This window comes from Methyloglobulus sp. (assembly GCF_046714055.1).
GTDB lineage: Bacteria > Pseudomonadota > Gammaproteobacteria > Methylococcales > Methylomonadaceae > Methyloglobulus.
This window is the reverse complement of sequence record NZ_JBKKBJ010000235.1, coordinates 1-4504: the sequence shown is the minus strand read 5'-3', so window position 1 is coordinate 4504 and position 4504 is coordinate 1. Positions and strand designations below refer to the sequence as shown.

General features: G+C 50.2%; 4 protein-coding genes. 2 read left to right on the top strand and 2 right to left on the bottom strand.

Annotated features, from left to right (window positions below; translation table 11 throughout):
• Positions 1–517: 517 nt before the first annotated feature.
• Positions 518–1000, bottom strand: a complete 483-nt coding sequence (locus ACLQ6D_RS14100; protein WP_411727949.1) for a CinA family protein — start codon at positions 998–1000, stop codon at positions 518–520.
• A gap of 36 nt (positions 1001–1036) precedes the next feature.
• Between ACLQ6D_RS14100 and mutS the strand changes: the two genes are divergently transcribed.
• Positions 1037–3604: a DNA mismatch repair protein MutS gene (mutS, locus tag ACLQ6D_RS14095; RefSeq protein WP_411727948.1), complete on the top strand. Its 2568-nt coding sequence runs from the start codon at positions 1037–1039 to the stop codon at positions 3602–3604.
• A 252-nt stretch (positions 3605–3856) separates the two neighbouring features.
• Here mutS and ACLQ6D_RS14090 read toward each other — a convergent pair whose 3' ends face one another.
• Entirely contained in the window at positions 3857–4054 is a 198-nt protein-coding gene (locus ACLQ6D_RS14090) for a hypothetical protein (protein WP_411727950.1), read from the bottom strand.
• On the opposite strand from ACLQ6D_RS14090, the gene ACLQ6D_RS14085 reads away from it, so the two are divergent.
• Positions 4029–4202: a transposase gene (locus ACLQ6D_RS14085; RefSeq protein ID WP_411727947.1), complete on the top strand. Its 174-nt coding sequence runs from the start codon at positions 4029–4031 to the stop codon at positions 4200–4202. The two genes, ACLQ6D_RS14090 and ACLQ6D_RS14085, sit on opposite strands and share 26 nt — an antisense overlap.
• Positions 4203–4504 lie beyond the last annotated feature (302 nt).

Genomic DNA, 4504 nt, shown 5'->3' with positions numbered 1-4504 from the left:
AAAACAAGCTTTCGCAAAAATAGCGACTCCCTTCATGGTTTGTGAATGTACATGCCCCTCTTCGGTGACTACGCACCTAACCTAAAATATAACGGGCAGGAACAGTACGTTTAATAAAAGATCGGATACTAATCCGGTTAGTATTAGCGTAACATCAGGTCATTGAGAGAAAGGTCAAAGTTGAAACATTCACGCTGACTTGAGTGTAGAGGTGTTTAAGTTTGATGTATGTGAATTAATTCACAAGTCCAGCGCAGCTTGAAATCTGCAATCTCAAGCTGAAGTCGAAATTTATTAGAGCCGAACGGGGCAGGTTGTCCATCCAGGAGTTTTCCGTATAATCCAAGGATAGTGGCATAAAAACGTTCTGGAGGTGATTAAAAACTTCACCTCGCGTGTTTTTGCGTTCGAGTTGTTATACCAATCCCAATAAGTTCTCATATTGTTCCTTCTCCAGAGGGAGAAGGTCAGGATGAGGGATTCAAATAACAATTTATTGGGATTGGTATTATACCCATTACAAAAAACTCAAAACTCCCTCAATCGCTTTTTTTACTGCCTGTTTCCTGATTTGATGCCGGTTTCCTGGCACAGACAGTCTTTCAACGTTTGAAAACCCGTTTTTATTCTGCCATGCGATATAAACCGTACCCACGGGTTTTTCTTCGCTGCCGCCATCAGGCCCGGCTATGCCCGTCACTGCAATTGCCCAATCTGCCTCACTGTTTGCCAAGGCACCAGCTGCCATTTGCTGTGCGACCTCTGCGCTGACTGCGCCATGCTGCGCCAGGGTTTGCGGATTAACGCCCAGCATCTGCACTTTTGCGTCATTGCTGTAGGTGACTAATCCCCGGTCAAACCAGGCGGAACTGCCCGGCACTTCGGTAATAGCTTGGGCTATCCAGCCGCCTGTGCAGGATTCCGCCGTGGCTATCTTGTAGCCTTTGGCTTTTAGGGTGCGCCCTAACCGTTCAGCCAGTTCAAATAGCTCATTATCCATGCTGTGGACTCCCTGGAGTTCAGATAAAATAGGGCTATGAGTATAGAGCAAAAAACCGTCAGTCCACACACGCCGATGATGCAGCAATATTTACGCATCAAAGCAGACCACCCTGATACCCTCCTCTTTTACCGCATGGGTGATTTTTACGAGTTGTTTTACGATGATGCCAAAAAAGCCTCGCAAATACTCGATATCACCTTGACCAGCCGAGGCCAATCGGCGGGTTTGCCGATTGCGATGGCTGGTATCCCTTATCATGCCGCCGAAGGCTATCTCGCCAAGCTGTTAAGACATGGCGAGTCGGTGGCGATTTGCGAGCAGATCGGCGATCCTGCTACCACTAAAGGCCCGGTCGAACGCAAGGTTGTACGCATTGTCACGCCCGGCACGGTCACTGAAGAGGCATTACTTGAAGACCGTAAGGACAATTTACTGCTTGCCGTCTATCTATTTGATAGCAGATACGGTATTGCCAGCCTGGATGTGACCAGCGGCCGTTTTGTGTTACAACAAGTCGATACCGAAGACCAGTTACTCAGTGAAATCGGTCGGCTTAACCCGGCTGAACTGTTGTTTAGTGAAGACTGGCGGTTACCTTTAAACCTGAAACAACGTAGCGGCTTATGCAGACGACCGCCCTGGCATTTTGAACCGGAAAGCGCACGTTTGCTGGTACTAAAGCAATTCAACGCACATGACCTGAAAGGTTACGGCTGTGACGACCTGTCCGCCGCCATCGCCGCTGCTGGCGCATTACTTCAGTATATTAAGGATACGCAACAAAGTGCGCTTCCTCATATTCAAGGGATCAGTACGGAAAGCAGCACCGACAGCGTTTTGCTGGATGCTGCCAGTCGCCGTAATCTTGAACTGGATTTTCACCCGACCGGACAAACGGAGTTTACCTTACTGGGCGTATTGGATAAAACCGCGACCGCAATGGGTAGCCGCTGTTTACGGCGCTGGCTCAACAGGCCATTGTGTGACCCTCAGGTTCTCAGGCATCGTTATGCCTGTATCGCCAGCTTGCTCGATGGCAAGTTGTACAAAGATGTGCATGCTATCTTGCGACAAGTCGGCGATATTGAACGGATCAGTTCGCGGATAGCCTTGAAATCGGCGCGGCCTCGCGATTTGCTGGTTTTGCGTAACACGCTGGCAGTTTTACCTGACATACAACGTGAATTCACCAACTGTGGTAACCCACACCTAAGCTTATTGATGCAAGGCATCGGTGAATATCCTGAGCTTTTGGCCTTATTGCAACTAGCGATAGTCGAAAATTCGCCGGTACTGATCCGGGATGGCGGCGTTATTGCGGCGGGTTACAGCCAGGAATTGGATGAACTGAGGAATTTGAGCCAAAACGCCGACCAGTTCCTCCTCGATATGGAAAGCAGGGAAAGGTCTGCTACCGGCATTAACACGCTTAAGGTCAACTATAACCGTGTGCATGGCTACTATATCGAGATTTCCCATTTACACGCTGACAAAATCCCGCCCCATTACACCCGCAAGCAGACCTTAAAAGGTGCGGAACGCTACATTACTGAGGGATTAAAAGCCTTTGAAGATAAAGTCCTCAGCGCACGGGAAAAATCGCTGGCTTTCGAGAAAGCCTTGTATGATGAGCTATTGACCAAGATTGCAACGGAATTGCAACCTTTGCAGCAATGCGCCGCCGCCTTGGCGGAGCTGGATGTGCTGACCAACTTTGCAGAGCGTTCTGATACGCTGAATTTATCGCAGCCGACCCTCACTGACAGGCCTGGAATTCATATTGAAGGTGGGCGGCATCTGGTGGTTGAGCAGGTTTCGGAGTTGCCCTTTGTCGCCAACGATTTGACCTTGTCCAATAACCGCCGGATGCTGGTGATTACCGGCCCTAACATGGGCGGTAAATCGACCTTCATGCGCCAAACGGCCCTGATTGTCCTCATCGCGCATATTGGTTGTTATGTACCAGCCAAAAACTTGACCTGCGGCTCTATAGACAAGATTTTTACCCGCATAGGCGCGTCGGATGATTTGGCCAGTGGCCGTTCGACATTTATGGTTGAAATGTCAGAAACCGCCAATATCTTGCATAATGCGACCGCTAATAGCTTGATTTTAATGGATGAAATAGGTCGTGGCACCAGCACGTTCGACGGCTTGTCTCTGGCTTGGGCGTGTGCAGACTATCTGGCTAAGGAAACCAAAGCGTTTACCCTGTTCGCCACGCATTATTTTGAACTAACCACACTGGCTGATGAGCAAAAAACCATCAGTAATGTACATCTGGATGCGATGGAACACGGCGACAAGATCATCTTTCTACATGCCGTCAAAGATGGCCCTGCCAATCAAAGTTACGGCTTGCAGGTTGCTTCATTAGCGGGTGTGCCCCGGTCTGTTATCGACAAGGCTAAAACCAAGCTGCGCCATCTGGAAGATAAGGCTTATATGGAACAACAGGCAGAATCGGGAACGAATCAACTGGACTTGTTCGCAAACCAGGAAAGTCATCCGGCTATTACGTTACTTGAGGATGTCAATCCTGATGATCTCAGCCCTAAGCAGGCTTTGGAACTGGTTTATCGGCTTAGGGGGATGGTGTAGGATTAGACACGCAAATTAGACAGCCTTGATAGTTGTAAGGATTTTCCGCGCGTCGTAATCTGTTATGGTCAACTAAAACCGGAAACATTCTTAGGCAGCTTTCCTATAAAAATCCCGCTCAAATTCCAGCATGGATTGATAGCCTAGTTTTGAGTGCGCACGTCTCCTGCTATAATAAAGCCAGATAATCAATAATACTTAGGGAAGCGCTGAACAAATCGCCCGCCCATGAGGTAATATTGCCGAACCCACTTAAGCGGCGGACACATCACCATGCCCACCCAAGCCAGCTTTGCCGACCTTGAATACAGTTGCAAAAAACGCCAGACCCGGCATGAACTGTTCCTGGCAGCGGTGGCCAACGCTGTTGGCCCAGCTTGGACCGCACCGCACTATCCCAGCACTGCGTCGTGGTCGCCAGCCGATGCCTTTGGGTCGTATGCTGCGCATCCACTGTATGCAGCAGTGGTTCAACTGCTCAGGCCGACAAATGGAAGATGCCCTGTACGAGGTTGACAGCATACGCCGCTTTGCGGGCTTTGGCGGGGTCACCGAGGCGTTGCCGGATGAGACGACGATCCTTAATTTCCGGCACTGACCCGAACAACACAAACTGACCGAAACGCTGCTTAACCCGGTGAACAGCCATTTGAAAGGACAGGGCTTGTTGGTCGCTAAAGGCACGATGGTCGATGCGGCCTTCATCCACGCGCCCAGTCCCACCTAAAACCAGGCCAAGGCCCGTGACCCTGGCATGCACTAGGCCAAAAAAGGGCCAGCAATGGTATTTCGGCATGAAGGTGCATAGTGGTGCCGACATCAATCCCGGTGCTGTGCACAGCGTCACCGTGACTGCCGACATTGCCGAACTGCCGAAGCTGCCCCGTGCCGACGACCAAG

Excerpts from the sequence above, each read along its gene's own strand:
- mutS (WP_411727948.1), top strand. The coding sequence starts at position 1,037 with ATGAGTATAGAGCAAAAAACCGTCAGTCCACACACGCCGATGATGCAG.
- ACLQ6D_RS14085 (WP_411727947.1), top strand. The coding sequence starts at position 4,029 with ATGCCTTTGGGTCGTATGCTGCGCATCCACTGTATGCAGCAGTGGTTC.
- ACLQ6D_RS14100 (WP_411727949.1), bottom strand. The coding sequence starts at position 1,000 with ATGGATAATGAGCTATTTGAACTGGCTGAACGGTTAGGGCGCACCCTA.
- ACLQ6D_RS14090 (WP_411727950.1), bottom strand. The coding sequence starts at position 4,054 with ATGCGCAGCATACGACCCAAAGGCATCGGCTGGCGACCACGACGCAGT.